The 16748-nt window shown below is 71.4% G+C and carries 19 protein-coding genes and 1 pseudogene; 15 read left to right on the top strand and 5 right to left on the bottom strand.

From position 1 onward, the window contains the following. Positions 1–17: 17 nt before the first annotated feature. Positions 18–1094: an amidohydrolase family protein gene (locus AB0M88_RS33810; protein WP_364109681.1), complete on the top strand. Its 1077-nt coding sequence runs from the start codon at positions 18–20 to the stop codon at positions 1092–1094. Positions 1095–1098: 4 nt separating this feature from the next. On the opposite strand, the gene AB0M88_RS33805 is transcribed toward AB0M88_RS33810, so the two are convergent. Next, positions 1099–2532, bottom strand: a complete 1434-nt coding sequence (locus AB0M88_RS33805; protein WP_364109679.1) for a hypothetical protein — start codon at positions 2530–2532, stop codon at positions 1099–1101. Then, positions 2522–3013, bottom strand: coding sequence for a SigE family RNA polymerase sigma factor (locus AB0M88_RS33800; RefSeq protein WP_364109677.1), 492 nt, complete (start codon positions 3011–3013; stop codon positions 2522–2524). The genes AB0M88_RS33805 and AB0M88_RS33800 overlap by 11 nt, the downstream gene beginning before the upstream one ends. Positions 3014–3092: 79 nt before the next feature. Here AB0M88_RS33800 and proS point away from each other — a divergent pair, with 79 nt between their 5' ends. The 13 genes and pseudogenes from proS to AB0M88_RS33735 all read left to right on the top strand — a co-directional run. Beyond that, positions 3093–4499, top strand: coding sequence for a proline--tRNA ligase (gene proS, locus AB0M88_RS33795; RefSeq protein ID WP_364109675.1), 1407 nt, complete (start codon positions 3093–3095; stop codon positions 4497–4499). A 2-nt stretch (positions 4500–4501) separates the two neighbouring features. Beyond that, on the top strand, positions 4502–5155 hold the full coding sequence (locus AB0M88_RS33790; protein ID WP_364109673.1) for a DUF402 domain-containing protein: 654 nt from the start codon (positions 4502–4504) through the stop codon (positions 5153–5155). 203 nt (positions 5156–5358) lie between these two features. Beyond that, positions 5359–5907, top strand: coding sequence for a 30S ribosomal protein S16 (rpsP, locus tag AB0M88_RS33785; protein WP_364109671.1), 549 nt, complete (start codon positions 5359–5361; stop codon positions 5905–5907). Next, complete coding sequence (locus AB0M88_RS33780; RefSeq protein ID WP_014447131.1) at positions 5885–6142, top strand: RNA-binding protein; 258 nt, start codon at positions 5885–5887, stop codon at positions 6140–6142. The genes rpsP and AB0M88_RS33780 overlap by 23 nt, the downstream gene beginning before the upstream one ends. Before the next feature lie 6 nt (positions 6143–6148). Further along, on the top strand, positions 6149–6718 hold the full coding sequence (gene rimM / locus AB0M88_RS33775) for a ribosome maturation factor RimM (protein WP_364109740.1): 570 nt from the start codon (positions 6149–6151) through the stop codon (positions 6716–6718). A 2-nt stretch (positions 6719–6720) separates the two neighbouring features. Next, complete coding sequence (gene trmD / locus AB0M88_RS33770) at positions 6721–7479, top strand: tRNA (guanosine(37)-N1)-methyltransferase TrmD (protein WP_364109669.1); 759 nt, start codon at positions 6721–6723, stop codon at positions 7477–7479. 137 nt (positions 7480–7616) lie between these two features. Further along, positions 7617–7973: a 50S ribosomal protein L19 gene (gene rplS, locus AB0M88_RS33765; RefSeq protein ID WP_364109667.1), complete on the top strand. Its 357-nt coding sequence runs from the start codon at positions 7617–7619 to the stop codon at positions 7971–7973. Between the two features lie 171 nt (positions 7974–8144). Next, a complete protein-coding gene (gene lepB, locus AB0M88_RS33760) occupies positions 8145–9020 on the top strand; it encodes a signal peptidase I (protein ID WP_364109738.1) in 876 nt (291 codons plus the stop codon). Continuing rightward, entirely contained in the window at positions 9017–9670 is a 654-nt protein-coding gene (lepB, locus tag AB0M88_RS33755; RefSeq protein WP_364109665.1) for a signal peptidase I, read from the top strand. Before lepB (AB0M88_RS33760) ends, lepB (AB0M88_RS33755) begins: the two co-directional genes overlap by 4 nt. A 48-nt stretch (positions 9671–9718) precedes the next feature. Further along, positions 9719–10171, top strand: a complete 453-nt coding sequence (locus tag AB0M88_RS33750; RefSeq protein WP_364109663.1) for an NUDIX domain-containing protein — start codon at positions 9719–9721, stop codon at positions 10169–10171. Beyond that, positions 10171–11010: a ribonuclease HII gene (locus AB0M88_RS33745; protein ID WP_364109661.1), complete on the top strand. Its 840-nt coding sequence runs from the start codon at positions 10171–10173 to the stop codon at positions 11008–11010. Before AB0M88_RS33750 ends, AB0M88_RS33745 begins: the two co-directional genes overlap by 1 nt. After that, positions 11007–11330, top strand: a complete 324-nt coding sequence (locus tag AB0M88_RS33740) for a DUF2469 domain-containing protein (protein WP_020517955.1) — start codon at positions 11007–11009, stop codon at positions 11328–11330. Before AB0M88_RS33745 ends, AB0M88_RS33740 begins: the two co-directional genes overlap by 4 nt. A gap of 275 nt (positions 11331–11605) precedes the next feature. Continuing rightward, positions 11606–11974: pseudogene (locus AB0M88_RS33735) on the top strand (M23 family metallopeptidase); the annotation flags it as partial. 120 nt (positions 11975–12094) lie between these two features. Here AB0M88_RS33735 and AB0M88_RS33730 read toward each other — a convergent pair. Together AB0M88_RS33730 and AB0M88_RS33725 are read right to left on the bottom strand one after the other, a co-directional pair. Further along, a complete protein-coding gene (locus AB0M88_RS33730) occupies positions 12095–13264 on the bottom strand; it encodes an aminotransferase class V-fold PLP-dependent enzyme (protein WP_364109657.1) in 1170 nt (389 codons plus the stop codon). Positions 13265–13281: 17 nt separating this feature from the next. Then, entirely contained in the window at positions 13282–14217 is a 936-nt protein-coding gene (locus tag AB0M88_RS33725) for a tyrosine recombinase XerC (protein WP_364109655.1), read from the bottom strand. Between the two features lie 207 nt (positions 14218–14424). Between AB0M88_RS33725 and AB0M88_RS33720 the strand changes: the two genes are divergently transcribed. Next, positions 14425–14835, top strand: coding sequence for a DUF6636 domain-containing protein (locus tag AB0M88_RS33720; protein WP_364109652.1), 411 nt, complete (start codon positions 14425–14427; stop codon positions 14833–14835). Between the two features lie 44 nt (positions 14836–14879). On the opposite strand, the gene AB0M88_RS33715 is transcribed toward AB0M88_RS33720, so the two are convergent. Further along, a complete protein-coding gene (locus AB0M88_RS33715; RefSeq protein WP_364109650.1) occupies positions 14880–15284 on the bottom strand; it encodes a winged helix-turn-helix domain-containing protein in 405 nt (134 codons plus the stop codon). Positions 15285–16748 lie beyond the last annotated feature (1464 nt).

Here is a 16748-nt window from a genome sequence, read left to right as displayed (position 1 = left end):
TCGGGTAGGACTTACGCATGGCTTTGCATGTGCGTGGGGCGGTGCTGCCCGAAGGGGACGTTCGGGATCTGTGGCTGGTCGGGGACCGGGTGACGTTCGAGCCGGTGGGTGGGGCCGAGACGATCAGTGACGGTGGGTTTGTGGTGCCGGGGCTGGTCGACGCGCACTGTCACCTCGGGATCGCGTACGGGGCTACGCCGATCACCGGGCTCGACCAGGCTCGGGAGCTGGCCACGATCGACCGGGACGCGGGGGTGCTCGCGCTGCGGGACGCCGGCTCGCCCTACCCGTACGCGGAACTTGATGACGAACCGGGCGTGCCGCGCCTCGCCCGGGCCGGCCGGCACGTGGCCGCGCCCCGGCGCTACCTGCGTGACATCGGCGTCGAGGTGGTGGCGGCCGATGTCGCGGCGGCCGTGACCGAGCAGGCCAAGGCCGGCAACGGCTGGGTCAAGCTGGTCGGCGACTGGATCGACCGCGACGCCCGTGACCTGGCGCCGTCGTGGGACGCGGCGACCATGGCCGCGGCGGTCGAGGCGGCGCACGCGGCCGGCGCCCGCGCGGCCGTGCACACGTTCTCCGAGGAGGGCGTCGACATCATGGTGCGGGCGGGGGTCGACTCGGTCGAGCACGGCACCGGGCTGTCGCTCGACCTGATCGACGAGATGGCCCGCCGGGGGACCGCGCTGGTGCCCACGATGATCAACATCCGGACGTTCGGGGGGATCGCCGACCGGGCGCGGGAGAAGTTCGCCGGGTACGCCGACCACATGGTCGCCCTGCGGGACGGGTTTCCCGAGGTGGTGCGGGCCGCGCACGAGGCCGGCGTCCCGATCTACATCGGCACCGACGCCGGGGGTGGCGTCCAGCACGGGCTGGTGGCCGAGGAGATGCTGATCATGCAGGAGGCGGGGCTGCCCGCGGCCGACATCCTGGCCGGTGCGTCCTGGAAGGCCCGGGAGTGGCTGGGCTTCCCGGGCCTGGTCGAGGGCGGTCTGGCCGACCTGGTCGTCTACTCCGAGGACCCGCGCCGCACCCTGGCCGTCACCCGCCACCCGAGCCGCATCGTGCTTCGCGGCCGGGTGGTCAGGTGACGGGTCAGCGCACCTCCCACGTGGTGACGGTGGTTGCGGCGAGGCAGACGAGGCGGGTGCTCGTCGAGGCGCAGCTCCGAGTGCCCGCCGGGACCCGGCCGATCGGCGTCGGCTCGCGGTCGCCGATCGGCAGGCGGGCCAACACGCCCTCCGGACGCTCGACCAGCAGTTGTTGCGGGTCCAGCCAGACGCCGTGGAAGGCGGTCGAGCCGGTGACGGTCCGCCGGCCGTCCGGGTCGTAGAGGTCGAAACCGCCGGTGCCGGCGACCAGGGCGCGGCCGTTCGCCACCGACAGCTGCGCGGCCCCGGTGACCTCGGTGGTGGCCTGCCAGGCGACGCGCCGCTGCCGCACGTCGAAGGCGGTGATCTGATCTTTCCGGCCGGCCACCGACGTGACCGCGCAGACCCGGCCCGGTCCGCACCCGCTCATGGCGACCACCGCGCCCGGTATCGGGGCGGTCTCCCAGGCGCCGCCGTTTCCGCCGCTCACATCGACGAACCGGAGACGCTGCGGCCCGGTCGGGGAGTCGTGGGGGTCGACCATGGACAGCACACCGTCGAAGACCGCCATCTGCTTCCCGGAGACCAGCCCGAGCCGCACCGTCCGTAGCTTCTTCCCCCGGCGGGCGTCGAACACGTCGGCGGTGCCGTCGACGGTGACCAGCACGACCCGGGAGTCGGTGAAGGCGGCCGACGGGCCGGACTGGCTCACCGTCTTCTCGTCCGCGGTCGTGCCCCAGCCGAGCAGCCGCGCGTACAACGGGTCCCCGCTCGTGTAGCCGTTGTATCCCTCTCCCGCGACGCCGCTGAAGAAGATCTGACCGCTCGGCTGCATGGTGACCATCTGATCGCCGGCGAAGACCCAGTCCTCCTTGCCCTGGTCGCTGCCGCCTTCCGGGCTGTTGTCGCCGGCGACGGCGTCGTCCAGGGCGCCGGTAGCGCGGTCGAGCAGGTAGAACATGAAGCCGTTGGGCGGGTCGACGCGGGGCTTGGTGACCACCACGACCGCGGACGGCGTGAGAAGCACCTCCGCCAACGCCTCCGACGCGTCCGGCTGGGAGAGCCGCTGGGGCGCCCAGGCCACCGCGCCGGTCCTCAGGTCGGTCGCGGCCACCCACACCGAGTCGTTGTCCGGGCGCGTCCAGGCCACGTAGGCCCGGTCGCCGTCGGTCACGATCCGGGCGTCGGTGGGCACGCCGTCCAGGAGAAGCGGGGATCCGACCGCCGGCATGGCCGGCTGGTCGTGCCGGACGGCCGGTCCGCGCACCGCGAAACCGGTACCGACCGCGACCACGGCGACGACCACGGCGACGGTCATCACCGCCCGCACCCGGTCGCGGTGCCGGCCGCGCGCCCGGGCGTGCGCGGCGCCGCGGAGCGGAACCGTGTCGGCCCGGCGGCGCATCGCGTCGAACAGTTCGTCGAGGTCAACGGGCATGACCGGCTCCCTCCGGTGCGGTGTCGCCCAGCTGGGCGGCCAGCGCCGCCCGGCCACGGGACAGCCAGGACTTCACGGTGCCGGTGGCGGCACCGGTCTCCGCGGCGATCTCGGCCACCGAGCGGTCGAGCAGGTAGTGCAGGGCGAGCGCGCGGCGTTGCACCACGGGCAGGGCACGCATCGCGTGGACCAGCAACACGACGTCGTCCGAGGGCGGGGGCACCGGATCCGGCGGCGGAGCCGCCGCGGCACGCTTTCCGCGTACGCCCAGATGGCGCCACCGGTCGGTGGCCAGCCGGTTGACCACCAGGCGCAACCACGCCTCGGGATCGTCGTAGCCGGCCAGCCGGCGCCGGCGCTGCCAGGCCCGGGCGTACGCCTCCTGGACGAGGTCCTGAGCCTCGGCCGCGTCCCCGGTGAGCCCGTAGGCGTAGCGCAGCAGCCGCCGGGACGTGTCCCGGTAGAACGTGTCGAAGTCCATCCCCCGCACCACCCTTCGCGTAGAGACACGTGCTGCCCGGCCGGTGGGTTGCACGGAGCCGCGACTAGGATGCCGTCTCATGGCTCGCGTGCTCACACCCCGTGCGGAAGACTTCCCCCGCTGGTACCAGGACGTCATCTCGAAGGCGCAGCTGGCCGACAACGGCCCGGTGCGCGGCACGATGGTGATCCGCCCGGTCGGCTACGCGATCTGGGAGCGCATGCAGGCCGACATGGACGCGCGCATCAAGGAGGCGGGCGTGCAGAACGCCTACTTCCCGCTCTTCATCCCGGAGAGTTACCTGCGCCGCGAGGCCAACCACGTCGAGGGCTTCTCGCCCGAGCTGGCGGTGGTCACCCACGCCGGCGGCAAGCAGCTGGCCGAGCCGCTGGTCGTGCGCCCGACCAGCGAGACGGTGATCGGCGAGTTCATGGCCAAGTGGGTCGACTCCTACCGCGACCTGCCGCTGCTGCTCAACCAGTGGGCCAACGTGGTGCGGTGGGAGCTGCGGCCGCGCACGTTCCTGCGCACCACCGAGTTCCTGTGGCAGGAGGGGCACACCGCCCACGCCTCCGAGGCCGACGCCCGCGAGCACGCCCGCGACATCCACAAAAACGTCTACCAGGCGTTCATCGAGGAGATCCTGGCGATCCCGGTGGTGCCGGGCCGCAAGACCAAGGGCGAGCGGTTCGCCGGTGCGACCAACACGATGACCGTCGAGGCCATGATGGGCGACACCAAGGCGCTCCAGATGGGCACCTCGCACGAGCTGGGGCAAAACTTCGCCAAGGCGTTCGACATCACCTACTCGTCGGCCGCCGGCTCGGTCGAGCACGCCTGGACCACGTCGTGGGGCACCTCGACCCGCATGGTCGGCGGCCTGATCATGGTGCACGGCGACGACAACGGCCTGCGGCTGCCGCCGCGGCTCGCGCCGATCCAGGTGCAGGTCATGGTGGTGAAGGCGGGCGAGGGCGTCGTCGAGGCGGCGGCCAAGCTGCGCGATTCGCTCAAGGCCGCGGGCGTACGCGTGAGGCTCGACGACCGCGCCGACATCCCGTTCGGGCGGCGGGCTGTCGACGCCGAACTCCAGGGCATCCCGATCCGCATCGAGGTCGGGCCCCGTGACCTGGCCACCGGCAACGTGGTGGTGGCCCGCCGGGTCGACGGTTCCAAGGCCCCGGCCGCGATCGACGACGTGGTGGCCGACGTGGTCGCCGCGCTCAAGGCCGACCAGCAGCGGCTGTTCGACGACGCGCTGGCCTTCCGCGAGGAGAACACGGTCGACGTCAAGACGCTCGGCGACGCGATCGAGGCGGCGCAGACCGGCTGGGCCCGGGTGGCGTGGTCGGCGGTCGGCGAGGCGGGCGAGAAGGAGGCGAACGGCAAGGCGGTCACCGTCCGCTGCCTGACCCGCGAGGACGGCACGATGCCGGACTCCGACGACGAGCCGAACCTGATCGCGGTGCTCGCTCGTTCCTACTGATCGTGACCTTCGCACCGGGCCGGCTTCTGCTCCACCGCGACACCCATCACGGCCGGATCGCGTTCGTGCACCCGACCCGGGTGATCTCCGACGACGACCGCGGGCTGCTCGTCTGGCTGGCTCGCGACTCGGTCGTCGCGATCGAGCGGACGCTGGACGACCGCGGCCCGCGTGACATGCCGTTCCCCGACTGGGTGGCGGCGGGCAAGCGGCTGCGGACGACGAGCTGGCGCGGGCCGGGGGTGCTGCGTTTCTTCCCGGCCGGCGCCGACCATTCGGTCTGGTTCTTCCGCGACGGCGAGGGCGACTTCACGAGGTACTACGTCAACCTCGAGGAAGGCGCGGTCCGCTGGGACGACGGCGATGTCATCGGCATCGACGTGATCGACCAGGACCTCGACATCGTCGCCACGCTCGATCGGCGCTGGGAGTGGAAGGACGAGGACGAGTTCGCCGAGCGCCTGGCCTTCCCGGAGCACTACTGGGTGCCCGACGAGGCCGCGGTGTGGGCCGAGGGGCGCAAGGTGATCAAGTTGATCGAGGCGGGGGAGTTCCCGTTCGACGGCACGTGGACCGATTTCCGGCCCGACCCGTCCTGGCCCGTCCCGGCCGAGTTGCCGCCCGGCTGGGACCGGCCCGTGGTGTCCCGCTGGTAGCGATTTGCCGGTTTTCACCGGGACCTGCCGCCCGATTGGGAGCCGGGCCCTCTCATCTGGCAGAATGAACGACTGGTATCCGGCTTGTCGCGAGGCGCCCTCTAACCCCTCGCCCCAGGCCAGTCCACGAGGCTTCGGTCCCGCAACCCCACGTGGGTTCCGAACAGACTCGACCCACGTAGTCATCAGGAGCGAAGAGAACCGTGGCCGTAAAGATCCGGCTTCTGCGGATGGGCAAGATCCGCAACCCGCAGTACCGCATCGTCGTCGCCGACTCGCGCACCAAGCGCGACGGCCGCGCCATCGAGTACGTCGGTATCTACCAGCCGAAGGAACACCCTTCGGTCATCCAGGTGAAGTCCGAGCGCGTGCAGTACTGGCTCTCCGTCGGCGCTCAGCCGAGCGGGGCCGTTCAGCGCATCCTGGAGAAGACCGGCGACTGGCAGCAGTTCAAGGGCCTGCCGGCCCCGCCGCCGCTGCTCGTGGCCGAGGAGAAGAAGAGCCGCATCGAGATCTACGAGGCCGAGGCCAAGGCCGCCGCGGGCGTTGCCGACACCAAGCCGGCCACCCCGAAGAAGGGCGCGAAGGCCGCCGCGGCGCCGCAGGCTGCCGCGGCCAAGCCCGAGCAGACCAAGCCCGTCGACCCGGCCGAGCCCAACCGCGAGGCCGTTGCCGAGACCGCAGCCGACCCGGCCGGTGCCGGCGCTGCCAACACCGAGGGAACCACCGGTGCCGGCGCCGACGCGAGCTGACGGGGCGCTCCGGCCGGCGCTGGAGCACCTCGTCAAGGGCATCGTCGACAACCCGGACGACGTCCGGGTCCGGCTGGTCGACTCGCGCCGCGGCAAGCGGCTCGAGGTCCGCGTGCACCCGGAGGACCTGGGAACGGTCATCGGGCGCGGCGGGCGGACGGCCAAGGCCCTGCGGCAGGTCATCGGGTCGATCGGTGGGCGCGGCATCCGCGTCGACATCGTCGACGCGTACTGATCGATGCTGCTCGTCGTCGGCCAGATCGGTAAGCCGCACGGGATCCGGGGCGAAGTCTCGGTCGCCGTGCGCACCGACGAGCCCGAAGAGCGTTTCGTCGCCGGTTCGGCGTTCACCACGGAGGTCCCCCGGAACCGCCGGGTGAGCACCGGGCCGGCGACGGCCACTCCGGCTCCCGGTGCGCCCTACAAGGTTCCCGCCGAGCTGGTCATCGAGTCGGTCCGCTGGCATCAGGGCCGGGCCATCGTCCAGTTCGAGGGCGTCCACGACCGCAACGTCGCCGAGGCGCTGCGCGGCGTCCTGCTCCAGGTCGACAGCGCCGGTCTGACCCCGCCCGACGACCCGGACGAGTTCCGCGACCACCAGCTGGTCGGCCTGCGCGTCGAGTCGCTGGACGGCTCCGCGCTCGGCACGGTCGAGCGCATCGACCACGCGGCGGCGTCCGATCTGATCGTGCTCAAGAAGGCGGCCGGCGGCACCGCGCTGATCCCGTTCGTCAGCCAGATCGTCCCGACCGTCGACCTGGGCGGCGGCCGCATCCTGGTCGATCTGCCCGAGGGTCTGCTGGATCTCTGACCATGCGCGTCGACGTCATCTCGATCTTCCCCGACTACTTCGCGCCGCTCGACCTCTCGCTGATCGGCAAGGCGCGCGCCACCGGCACGCTCGAGCTGGCCGTGCACGACCTGCGGACGTGGACCAGCGATGTGCACCGCACGGTCGACGACAGCCCGTACGGCGGTGGCCCCGGCATGGTGATGCGCCCCGAGCCGTGGTCGCAGGCCCTGGACGCGGTCGGCCCGGGCACGCTGGTCGTCCCGTCTCCGGTCGGGAAGCCGTTCACCCAGGCCGACGCCCACGAACTGGCCGCGCTCGACCACCTGATCTTCGCCTGCGGCCGCTACGAGGGCATCGACCAGCGGGTGATCGACGACGCCGCCGACCGGATGCCCGTCCGCGAGGTCTCGCTCGGCGACTACGTGCTGTTCGGCGGCGAGGTGGCGGTCCTGGTGATCCTGGAGGCGGTCACGCGGCTGCTGCCCGGGGTGCTCGGCAACTCCGAGTCGCTGACCGAGGAGTCGCACGCGGCCGGCCTGCTCGAGGCCCCGGTGTACACCAAGCCGGCGTCGTGGCGCGGTCGGGAGGTGCCCGAGGTGCTCCGGTCGGGCGATCATGGGCGGATCGCGCGCTGGCGGCGTACGGAATCGTTGCTGCGGACGGCCTCGCGCCGGCCTGATCTCTTCGCGGCCTATCCGCCGGACCGGCTCGACAAGCGAGATCGCGCAGCGATCGAGGAGGCCGGATTTCGGATCCCGGGGTCGGGTGTGGCAGAGTAGGTAGTTGCCGTTTTCCCCCGCGCCGCGGGGGAGAAGCGAGGATCTTCTGACTGGATTGAAGCAGACTCAGTGTGGAAGATCAGAATTATCGACCGCACACCGAACACACGGTGTGCTTTAGCACCGAGGATGCAGCGATGAACACGCTGGACGCTCTCGACGCCCAGTCGCAGCGCACCGACCTCCCCGATTTCCGGGCCGGCGACACCGTCAAGGTGCACGCCCGGGTCGTCGAGGGCAACCGTTCCCGCGTCCAGGTCTTCCAGGGCGTCGTGATCGCCCGGCATGGCTCCGGACTCCGGGAGACCTTCAAGGTCCGGAAGATCAGCTTCGGCGTCGGTGTCGAGCGAACCTACCCGCTCAACAGCCCGCAGATCGACCGGCTCGAGGTCGTGACCCGCGGCGACGTGCGGCGCGCCAAGCTCTACTACCTCCGCGAGCTCCGCGGCAAGAAGGCCAAGATCAAGGAGCTGCGGGAGCGGCAGACCGTCTGATCCACATCGATCCGGCAACCGGCGCACTAGGCTTGCCGGAGTGCCGGATGGGATCAGTGTGAACCCTTCCAGCACTACCGCCCGTAAGACCTCGCGAGGGTACTCGGGCGGTAGTGCTGTATCCGGGGCAGTTCGGCCGGTCGGCGGCGGGAGATGTGAAGCGTGGAACCGATGCAAGGCTATCGACCTTCCGAGCGGCGGCGATCGTTGATCCGGCGCAAGGAGATGCCGCTGTGGCAGGAGCTGCCGCTGCTGCTGGTGGTGGCGTTCTGCCTGGCCGTGCTGATCCGCACGTTCCTGGTGCAGGCGTTCTACATCCCCAGCGGGTCGATGCAGAAGACCCTGGAGATCAAGGACCGGGTGCTGGTCAACAAGGTCGTCTACGACATGCGCGACCCGCTGCGGGGCGAGATCGTGGTGTTCCGCGGCACCGACAACTGGGCGCCCGAGGTCACCGAGCCGGTGAGCAACGCGTTCGGGGCCAAGCTCGGCCGCACCGTCGGCGACCTGGTCGGGGTGAGCCGGCCCGGCGAGCGCGATTTCATCAAACGGGTGATCGGCCTTCCGGGCGACAAAGTCGCCTGCTGTGACGACAAAGGTCGAATCACGGTCAACGGAGTCGGCATTGACGAGCCCTATATCGCCGACGGATACAACTCCGACCTCAATCAGCCGCCCAATCCGTCCCAGTGCACGAGTCGCCGTTTCACCACGGTGACCATCCCACCGGGTGAGATGTTCGTCATGGGCGACCACCGGGCCGTCTCACAGGACGCCCGATGTCAGGGGCCTGTGCCGATCAAGAACATCATCGGCCGCGCATTCGTCATCGTCTGGCCGAGCAGCCGATTTACCAGCCTCTCCGTGCCCGACGTCTGGAAGACCTATGCCGCCGACCATCCCAGCGCGTCGTCCGAGCACACACTGCGCACCGGCGGCGGCACTCCGGGCACTGACTTTTTCGTCCTTCCGTTTCTACTAAGTGCCGCGTTATCCGCGCGTTCCGGACTGCCGTTGGTGACCCGGCGTCGTAGGCTCCCCTCGTGATTGACGAGCAGACCGAAAAGCCCCGCCGCAGTTCGTTCTGGCGCGAGCTTCCCATCCTGGTGAGTGTCGCGATCCTGGTCGCCGTCCTGGTGCGCGCGTTCGTGCTGCAGACGTTCTACATCCCGTCCGAGTCGATGGAGCACACGCTCAACGTCTGGGACCGGGTGCTCGTCAACAAGCTCGTCTACGACTTCCGCGACCCGCATCGCGGCGAGATCATCGTCTTCAAGGCCCCGACGCTGTGGCAGCACGGCGAAGAGGGCGAAGACTTCATCAAGCGGATCATCGGCGTGCCGGGCGACAACGTGGTCTGCTGCGACCCCCAGCACCGCCTGACGATCAACGGGCACTCGCTCGACGAGCCGTATATCTATCGCAACGCCGACGGCACGCAGGACCCGGCCGCCGACATGGATTTCAACATCACCGTGCCGCCCGGCCGGCTCTGGGTGATGGGTGACCACCGGTCGGCCTCGGGTGACTCGCTCGAAAACTACAAGGACACCAGCGGAGACATCCAGAAGTCGACGATCCCGGAGGATTCGGTCATCGGCCGCGCCTTCACGATCTTCTGGCCGGTCGGCCGGGCTCACTGGCTCTCGGTGCCGGACGGCTACGACGACATCCCCGACGCCCCGACGACCAAGTAGCGCCAGGGGCGGTCGAAAGATCCACGCCGGGCGCAATAGGCTTGTCCGGTGACCGTAATCGACCGCCGCGCCGCGCGGGTGTTGCTCGTCGACGCGGCCGGGCGCACGCTGCTGCTCCACGGCGGCGATCCGGCCCGGCCCGAGCAGCGCTGGTGGTTCACCCCCGGAGGCGGCCTGCACGACGGCGAGACCCCGGCACAGGGCGCCGCCCGCGAGCTGTTCGAGGAGACCGGCCTGCGGGTCGAGCCGGCCGACCTCGGCGAGCCGATCTGGCACCAGGTCACCGAGTTCAGCTACGACCGCCGCGACTACCGGCAGGATCAGGAGTTCTACCTCCTGCGGGTCGCCGAGTGGCAGGTCGACACGGCCGGCATGGACGCCGACGAGCAGGAGACGATCACCGAGCACCGGTGGTGGTCGGCGGCCGAGCTCGAGGCCAGCGAGGAGCAGATCTTCCCCGAGGACATCGCGGCGCTGCTGCGCCGGCACGGGGGCCAGTGATGCTCGCGCCCACCCGCACCGTGATCCGCCGCGAGAGCGGCATCTACGCCCTCGAGCGCGCTCTGCAGCGCCGGGGCTTCCGGCACGTCGCCGGGGCCGACGAGGCCGGCCGGGGCGCCTGCGCGGGCCCGCTCGTGGCCGCCGCCGCCATCCTCCCCGAAGGCAAGCGCGGCGAGATCGACGAGCTGGCCGACTCCAAACTGCTCACCCCGGCCGCCCGCGAACGGGTCTACGAAGAGGTCGTCGCCCGCGCCCTCGCCTGGTCCGTCATGATCATCCCGGCCACCGAGGTCGACGCCCGCGGGCTCCACGTCTGCAACCTCGCGGCGATGCGCCGCGCGCTCGCATCCCTCGAAACCCGCCCGGAGTACGTGTTGACCGACGGGTTCCCGGTCGACGGCCTGGGCGTGCCCGGTCTCGCGGTCTGGAAGGGCGACCGCATCGCGGCGTGCGTGGCGGCGGCCAGCGTGCTCGCCAAGGTGACGCGGGACCGCATCATGGTGGAGCTCGACGGCCAGTTCCCCGGCTACGGGTTCGCGGTGCACAAGGGCTACATCACCGACGAGCACAGCGCGGCGCTCCTGCGACACGGGGCATGCGCCGAGCACCGGTTCTCTTACGTGAACGTCGCCGCGGTCTCCGGCCGCGGCAACCGGCCGCCGAGAGCCCGCCGCCCGGCGGTGATCCCGGCTCCGTCGCTGTTCGACGACGCATCTTCGCCCGTGCCGACGGTGCTTCCGGGCGCAGCGGAGGGTACCGTCGGCGTGGCGTCGGGCGAGCAGCCTCAGCCGTCGCCGTCGGTGGGGGAAGATGAGGCCATGGAGGGCGAAAAGCGATGAGCGCAGAGGATCTCGAGAAGTACGAGACCGAGATGGAGCTGCAGCTCTACCGGGAGTACCGCGACATCGTCCGCCAGTTCTCCTACGTGGTGGAGACCGAGCGCCGGTTCTACCTGGCCAACCAGGTCGACCTGCACGTGCGTAACTCGGACGGCGAAGTCTATTTCGAGGTCGAGATGCACGACGCCTGGGTCTGGGACATGTATCGCCCGGCCCGGTTCGTCAAGAACGTGCGCGTGATGACCTTCAAGGACGTCAACGTCGAAGAGCTCGAGAAACCCGACATCTCGCTACCGGATGACGCCGGATTCGGCAGCTAGTTATCCACCGTCCCGGTTGTCCACAGGGGTGGTCGCGGGGGCGGTGAGAAATCGGCAGCCTGGTCGGCATGCCGTTTCTGATGTTGTTGCTGATCATCCTGGGGTTGGTGGCGCCTGCACGGGCGTCTTCCGAGTGGCCTCTCGCGCCTGTGTCTTCCGGGTGGCTCCTCGCGCCTGCGTCTCCTGGATGGCCGGTCGCGTTTGCGCCAGGCCGCTTCGGGGGCCCGATCGGTTTTGTGCGGGGGTCGTTCGGGTGGCCGATCGCGCCGGCGCGTGTGGTGCGGGCGTTCGATCCGCCGGCCGCGCCGTGGTTGCCGGGGCACCGCGGGGTTGACCTTGCTGCCGCGCCGGATGCCGTGGTCCGGGCCGCCGGGGCGGGGCGCGTGGTCTATGCCGGCGACCTGGCCGGGCGCGGGGTGGTCAGCGTGCAGCATCCGGATGGGCTGCGGACGACCTACGAGCCGGTGACGCCCTCGGTCGCGGCCGGAGACCAGGTCGAATCGGGCAGCCCGCTCGGCTTGCTGGAGCCGGGCCACCCGGGATGCCCGGCGGCCGACTGCCTGCACTGGGGACTCCGGCGGGGCGACCTCTACCTTGATCCGCTGGCGCTGCTCGGCCTCGGCCGGGTCAGGCTGCTGCCGCTGCAGGAGCCGCCGCCCCGGCTTTCTGAGGGGTCGGGTCGGCTTTCTCGGTCCGGGCGGCCTTCGGCGCCGGGCCGGGTCTCTCCGCCGGGCCGGCTCTCCACGTCTCCCGGCGGCCAGGCGTCAGGGGCGGTAGGCGCTCAGGGCGCCCGGGAGCCGCTCGGCCAGCCGGTCGTATTCCTCGGCCCGGTTGTAGACCTGGGCGCTCAACCGCAGCAGGCCGCGCCCGTTCCAGCCGCTCACCTGCACCTCGGTGGCGAGCTTGTCGGCGAAGTACTGCCGCAGCGTGATCGCCTCGGCCGAATTCGTGGCCAGCCCGGCCGGCAGCGGGACCACCCGCATCGAGATCTCGGGATCGCCCGGCTCCGGCAGGTCGGCCGGGTCAACGCCCAGCGCCGCCCCGACGACCCGTTGCCCATAGGCGGCCAGCGTCCCGTTGTGCTCCCGCACCGCCTCCCAGCCCAGGGTGCGCAGCGTGAAGAGGCCGATCGGCGCGGCCAGCCAGGGCGTGTAGTCGATCGTGCCCTGATATTCGACCGAGAGCGGGAAGCCCTCCTCCTGCTCCCACGAGACGACCAGCGGCTCGATCTTGCGGCGCCACGGCGGGGCGACCGACAGCAACGCGGTGCCGCGCGGGGCATAGGCCCACTTGTGCAGGTTGCCGACCCAGAAATCGGCGCCCAGACCACTCACGTCGACCGGCAGCATCCCCGGCACGTGAGCCGCGTCGACCAGGACCGGGATCTCGTGCTCGTGGGCGGCCGCGACCACCTCGCGTACGGGAAAGAGCTTGGCCGTCGCCGAGCTCAGATGTTCGATGATCAGCAGTTTGGTCTTGCCCGGCCGCAAGGCCGACCGCAGGCGGGCGACGATCTCGCCGTCGGAGGCGCCGAGCGGCAGCGGAACCGACCGCACGGTCGCGCCGGCCCGGCGGCAGCGGCGGCGCACGGCGAGATCGACCGCGCCGTAGACGTGATCGGTCAGCAGCACCTCGTCGGCCGACTCCAGCCGCAGCGACTGGAGCACGAGCGAGACGCCGGTGGTGGTGTTGGCCAGGAGCGCGCTGCCCTCGGGGTCGGCGCCGAGGAATCCGGCCAGATGGCGTCGGGTGTGGATGATGCGATCGACGACGCCCTGGCCGTAGAAGCGGACCGGATTGGACTCGATCTCTTCGCGGATGCGCTGCTGGGCGCGCTGCACGGCGACCGGGACGGCACCGAACGAGCCGTGGTTGAGAAAGGACACCGCGGGGTCGATGGAGAACAGCAGGCGAGCGCCTGGAAACTGCGGCACTTTTAGATCGTAAGGGGTCAGGCTCGCGGGTGGGCCTGTTTGAAAGCGGCCCGGAGACGCTCGGTCGACACGTGGGTGTAGATCTGCGTGCTCGACAGCGCGGCGTGGCCGAGCAGATCCTGCACCGCGCGCAGGTCGGCGCCGCCGTCGAGCAGATGGGTGGCGGCCGAATGGCGCAGGTCGTGCGGGCTGGTGTGCGGCAGGCCGGCGGCGAGCGCGGCGTTGCGGACGATCCGGCGGACGACGGTTGGCTGAAGACGTCCGCCTTTGACGCCGACGAAGAGGGCGTCCGCCCTTCCGTCCTTGATCATCGCCGGCCGCCCGTGGCGCACCCAGTCGTCGAGCGCGCGCTGGGCGGGGACGCCGTAGGGGACGGCCCGCTCCTTCGCGCCTTTGCCGAAGACACGGACGAGCCGCCGCGCCTCGTCGACGTCGGCGCGGTCGAGGCCGCAGAGCTCACTGACGCGTACGCCGGTGGCATAGAGCAGTTCGAGCACCGCCCGGTCGCGCAGCGCCTCCGGGTCATGGCCCGGGCGGTCGCCGGCCGGGCTGGTCACCAGGTCGGCGGCCTGGTCGGCGCGGAGCACGGTCGGCAGCTCGCGGTGGGCGCGCGGGCTGGCCAGGTGGGCGCCCGGGTCGGCCGCGACCCGGCCGGTGCGATGGGCCCACCCGGTGAAGGTGCGGGCCGCCGCGGCGCGGCGGGCTTGAGACGTACGGGCGGCGCCCTCCCGCTGCTTCGCGGCCAGCCAGGACCGCAGGACTCCCAGGTCGAGGTCTTCCGGAGTGGCGCAGCCGGCCCGCGCGGCGTGGTCGAGGAGGGAGACGACGTCGCCGACGTACGCGCGTACGGTGTGGGCCGACCGATTGTCGACGCGCGCGAGATGATCGCCGAAGTCGTCCACCGCCTGCCGTATCGCGAGTGGCAGTCGTTCGTGCATCTCCCGGGTGTCCATCGTCGTCGACGGTCATCGCTGCGGCTGCCCGGGTCAAGTCTCGGCCCGGTGTGTCGCCGCCCCTTGCTGGCGGCGGCTGTGTCGTCGGCCTTGCCGTCGGCACCTAGACTACCGCTCACTATGGCGGTCAACCCCAAGCTCACGGTTTTGGTGCTGGTCGCGGTGTTAACCGGGTGCGGTTCGCCTGATTCATCAGCCGATGTCCGGATGTCGTCCACCCCCGCCTCCGAGGTCGGGTTGGGCGCGGCGCCGAGCCCCACCGAGCCGGTGAGCGTCGTTACCGAAGCGAACTTCCAGTCGCCGTCCAAGAACATCACCTGCGATCTGACGACCGGCGCCGTACGCTGCGAGATCGTCAAGCGCGACTGGCAGCCGCCGCCGAGACCCGCGAGCTGTCAGCTCGGCTGGGGCCACGGCATGTCCATCGCGAACGGCAAGGCCGACTTCGTCTGCGCCGGCGACACCGTGATCGGGACGGCGTCGGAGGTGCTGCCGTACGGGTCGGCGCTGCGAGCCGGAAGCGTGCAGTGCTACAGCGGCAACGCGGCCATGCGCTGCATCGACGAGACGTCGCAGCACGGGTTCACGCTGGCCGTCGCCGACTACAACCTGTTCTGAGAATTCTTGTCATACCCCCGCCGTAGCCTTCCGGCATGAGTCGGTCAGGGGCGGGTGAGCCGCACACGGTCGGCCGGGTGGACGGTCTCGGTGCCGTCGGCCGCGGTCACGACCAGCACCGGCACGCCCTCGCCGAGGCGATATTTGCGCCGCTCGGCGTCGGTCGGCATGCGGGCGCTCGCCCGCTCGCCCCGCGCCAGCGTGACCAGTTCGGTCGCCTCCGGCACCCGCACGAAGGTGCCGCGCGGCCGGTCGACCGTGACCAGACCTTCGGTGCGGAGCTGCCCGATCGCCTGGCGCACGGTGGTGCGGCTGATGCCATATTCCTGCGCGAGTCGCAGCTCGCTGGGCAGCGCTTCCCCGGGACCGAGCTCGCCCGACTCGATCTGGTTGCGCAGCAGATCGGCCAGCTGGCGGAACACCGCACGGTCCGCGGAAGGATCGATCATGCAGCCCACTTTACGTGGCCACGATGCTCCATCGCATTGTCCGTACAGCGTCATGTCGGTATGATGTACCTGCCGCACTGAGAAGGCCAAGACTTGATCGGGCGGCAGGGCGGGCGGCGACCTTTGAGGGTCGCTTTGCGGCCTGGTCGTCGCCCGTTCTTCCGCTCCGGAGGGCCACCCTCCGGAGCGTCAACGTCCCGTTGGCGGCTCGCGCGGATCTCTCCACGGTGGAGACTGCGTGCCTTTCTCGTTTGGTGTGCTTGGCATTTCCCGCAGGGCGCCGGCCGCGATTGTCTCGAATGTCGTTGCTGCGACGTCGCTTCGAACGGGTTGCGCGCCGCTCAACCCTTGGTTCCCGGTTCCGTGCGGCCCTCGCCGAACCGGCCATGCGTGCTCCGGCCGTCAGGCCCAGGCCGCTCTGCTGGCGCGGGCCGCCAAGCCCGCACAAAGCCGGGCTGGGCCAAGCCGCCGAGCCGAGCCTGCTCGCCGAGCCGGTCCCGCCGGCTGAACCGGGCCGCCGGTCCGCACCGAGCCGGGCCGGGCCGACACCGAGCCGAGCCGGGCCGAGCCCGCACCGAGCCCGGCCGAGCCGCGCACCGAGCCAAGCCGAGCCGCACCAAGCCGAGCCGCACCAAGCCGAGCCGCACCAAGCCGAGCCGTACCAAGCCGAGCCGCACCAAGCCGAGCCGGGCCGGGCCAAGCCGAGCCGAGCCGGGCCGGGCCGGGCCAAGCCGAGCCGAGCCGGGCCAAGCCGAGCCGAGCCGGGCCGGGCCGGGCCGAGCCGCACCAAGCCGAGCCGCACCAAGCCGAGCCGTACCAAGCCGGGCCGGGCCGGGCCGAGCCGCACCAAGCCGAGCCGGGCCGGGCCGAGCCGGGCCAAGCCGAGCCGCACCAAGCCGAGCCGTACCAAGCCGAGCCGGGCCGGGCCGAGCCGCACCAAGCCGAGCCGGGCCGGGCCGAGCCGGGCCGAGCCGGGCCGGGCCGAGCCGGGCCAAGCCGAGCCGCACCAAGCCGAGCCGGGCCGCGCCGAGCCGGGCCGGGCCGAGCCGGGCCGAGCCGAGCCCGCACCGAGCTGAGCCGAGCCTTGCCGGGGCGCCGAGCCCGCACCAACCCGGGCTGAGCCAAGCCGCCGAGCCAAGCCCCCGAGTCGAGCCGGGCCGCCGGGCCGGGCCGCCGGGCCGAGTCTGGCCAAGCCGAGCCAGCCCGGGCCGGGCCAGCACCGACTTGCGCCGCCGAACCAGCTCAGGGCCGGCCGAGCCAGCCAGCTCGGCCGGACCGACCAGGGGCCGGGTCGGTCCGGCAAGCCGTGCCGTGCCGCTCAACTCTGCTTCTCGATCCGCGTCGCCTTGCTGAACTGGCCGTGCGTGCTCCGGCGGCCAGACCCAGGCCGCTCATCGGTCGCAAAGCCGTGCCCGGGTGGTCGCCCGGCCGCCAAGGGCTGTGGTGCGGCGCCTTCGCCAGGGG

The sequence above is a fragment of the Actinoplanes sp. NPDC051411 genome, from assembly GCF_040682075.1.
In the GTDB taxonomy this organism is placed as follows: domain Bacteria; phylum Actinomycetota; class Actinomycetes; order Mycobacteriales; family Micromonosporaceae; genus Actinoplanes.
The sequence above is the reverse complement of the archived record's forward strand: the minus strand, read 5'-3'. Positions and strand labels throughout refer to the sequence as shown.